Here is a 2,238-nt window from a genome sequence, read left to right on the forward strand (position 1 = left end):
TGAACTGCGTTGCCAACGGGCGGGTGCTGCGAGAGGGGCCGTTCGACGAGATTTGGATCCAGCCCGCTGCGGGTGACGCTGGTGGTGCGCTTGGAGCCGCGCTGTTCGCCTGGTATCAACTGGTCGACAAGCCGCGGGACAACCAAGGCAAGGACGTGCAGCACGGCTCGCTGCTGGGCCCGCACTACTCCGAAGAGGAGACACGCGCCTATTTCGACTCCCAGGGCGCCGCGTACGAGCACTACGAAACCGAGGAAGGTTTGTGCGACGCGGTGGCAGGCTTGCTCGCCGACCAGAACGTCGTGGGCCACATGGCGGGACGGATGGAGTTCGGGCCGAGGGCGCTCGGCAGCCGGTCGATTCTCGGTGATGCCCGGTCGCCGGAAATGCAGTCGACCATGAACCTCAAGATCAAGTTCCGCGAGTCGTTTCGGCCGTTCGCACCTTCGATCCTGCGTGAGGACGTCGATGAGTTCTTCGAGATGCGTCCAAACGAAGACAGCCCCTACATGCTCCTGGTCGCTCCAGTCAAGCAGGACAAGCGCCTCGAAATCGATCAAGCAGCTACGGGCTTGGATAAGCTCCATCAGAAGCGTTCGGTCGTTCCTGCGATCACACACGTCGACTGCTCGGCGCGCGTGCAGACGGTCGACAGCGAGCGGCATCCCCGGTTTTCTGGAATACTGTCGGCGTTCAAAGCGAAAACGGGTTGCCCCATGTTGATCAACACCAGCTTCAACGTGCGCGGAGAGCCGATCGTGAACACGCCCGAGGACGCGTATCGTTGTTTCCTGGGCACCAACATGGACGTTCTCGTCGTCGACAACTTCGTGCTCAAGAAGACGGAGCAACCGAATGCGAAGGTCATCGATCAAGAGGCCTACTTGAAGCAGTTCGCACTGGATTAGTCATGAGCAAGCTCGTCGAAATCAACTTCAATCCCGACACGAAGACCCTTCGACAGTTTGGCTGGATCGCATTCGTCGGTTTTGGCATCCTCGCGGCCCTCGCATACTACGAGAAGCTGATTTTCTCGTTCGGTTTGGGTGACGCACGGATGCCCCTGGTGACGACCTTTGCGGCGCTCGGAACGATTGCAGCCTTGCTCTCGCTGGTCGCTCCGAGGGCCAACCGTATTCTCTACGTGGGGTTGACCGTGCTGGCCTTTCCCATCGGCTTCGTACTTTCCTACGTGATCATGGGGACGCTGTTTTTCCTGATAATTGGACCTATCGCGGTCTTATTCCGGATTTTCGGGAAGGACCCGATGCACCGGGGCTACGAGCCGAACGCGCCTAGCTACTGGGCGGAGGCGCCTCCAGCGCGAGACAAAGAGAGCTACTTCCATCAGTATTGAGAGACGACCATGTCGAAAGATGAAAACCCCAAAGGCGACGACGAATTCCTAGCGAAGGCATCTGGCAAGCAGCGCGGCCTCGTCGGCGAGTTCATCGGCTTTCTCAAGGCCAACAAGAAGTGGTGGTTGGCCCCGATCATCATCTCGATTCTGCTGCTTGGGCTGCTCGTGGTCCTCGGTGGAACCGCCGCCGCGCCGTTCATCTACACGCTGTTTTGAGTCAGCGCGGCACCAACCGCACCGGCAGCCCATCGAGCGGCCGCGTAAACGGAAAGTGCTGTAGCTTCGCCGGGAAGTAGCCGTCTTTCGCGAACTCGATACGGTAGCGCCCGAGAACCTCGCGGAAGGTGAGCAGAAAGAGCATGCGCGCGAAGTGCATACCTATGCATTTGTGGGCGCCGCCGCCGAAGGGGATCCACATGAAGTTGTGTTTGCGGTGCTCGGCGACTTCGTCGGAGAATCGCGACGGGTCGAAGCGGTTGGGATCGTTCCACCAGTCGGGAAGCCGGTGGATGAAGTTGCCTGGGATACAGACCATGGTGTCGGGCGGAACGCGGACGCCGCCGATTTCGCACTCCCGGATGCTGCGACGGAGGAAGAGGGGCACCGGCGGGTGCATGCGAATGGTTTCGTAGAAGACGCAGATGAGCGGGTTCGTGGAATGAAAAACGGTTTGGAAGCTGAGCTCGTCGGGCCAGGCCCGGACCTCGGCGGCGAGCTCGTCCTGGAGGGCCCGATCGTTGCTCAAGTAATAGGCGGCCATGGTCGAGGCGCTGGTGGTGGTGTCGTGCGCGGCCAGCATGAGAAAGGCCATGTGGTCGGCAATGTCCTCGTCCGCGTAGTACTCGCCGTCCTCGGTCTTCTCCCGACAGAAATGGGCA

Annotated in this window: 4 protein-coding genes; 3 read left to right on the top strand and 1 reads right to left on the bottom strand. The window is 60.3% G+C overall.

The features are described from left to right. The 3 genes from HKN37_09065 to HKN37_09075 all read left to right on the top strand — a co-directional run. On the top strand, positions 1-908 hold a 908-nt coding region (locus HKN37_09065), incomplete at its 5' end, for a hypothetical protein (protein ID NNE46795.1). A gap of 2 nt (positions 909-910) precedes the next feature. Then, complete coding sequence (locus HKN37_09070; protein ID NNE46796.1) at positions 911-1,357, top strand: hypothetical protein; 447 nt, start codon at positions 911-913, stop codon at positions 1,355-1,357. 9 nt (positions 1,358-1,366) lie between these two features. After that, on the top strand, positions 1,367-1,576 hold the full coding sequence (locus tag HKN37_09075; GenBank protein NNE46797.1) for a hypothetical protein: 210 nt from the start codon (positions 1,367-1,369) through the stop codon (positions 1,574-1,576). A gap of 1 nt (position 1,577) precedes the next feature. On the opposite strand, the gene HKN37_09080 is transcribed toward HKN37_09075, so the two are convergent. Continuing rightward, positions 1,578-2,238 (bottom strand): cytochrome P450 (locus HKN37_09080; protein ID NNE46798.1); only part of this gene is annotated, 661 nt, incomplete at its 5' end.

This window comes from Rhodothermales bacterium (assembly GCA_013002345.1).
Lineage (GTDB): Bacteria > Bacteroidota > Rhodothermia > Rhodothermales > JABDKH01 > JABDKH01.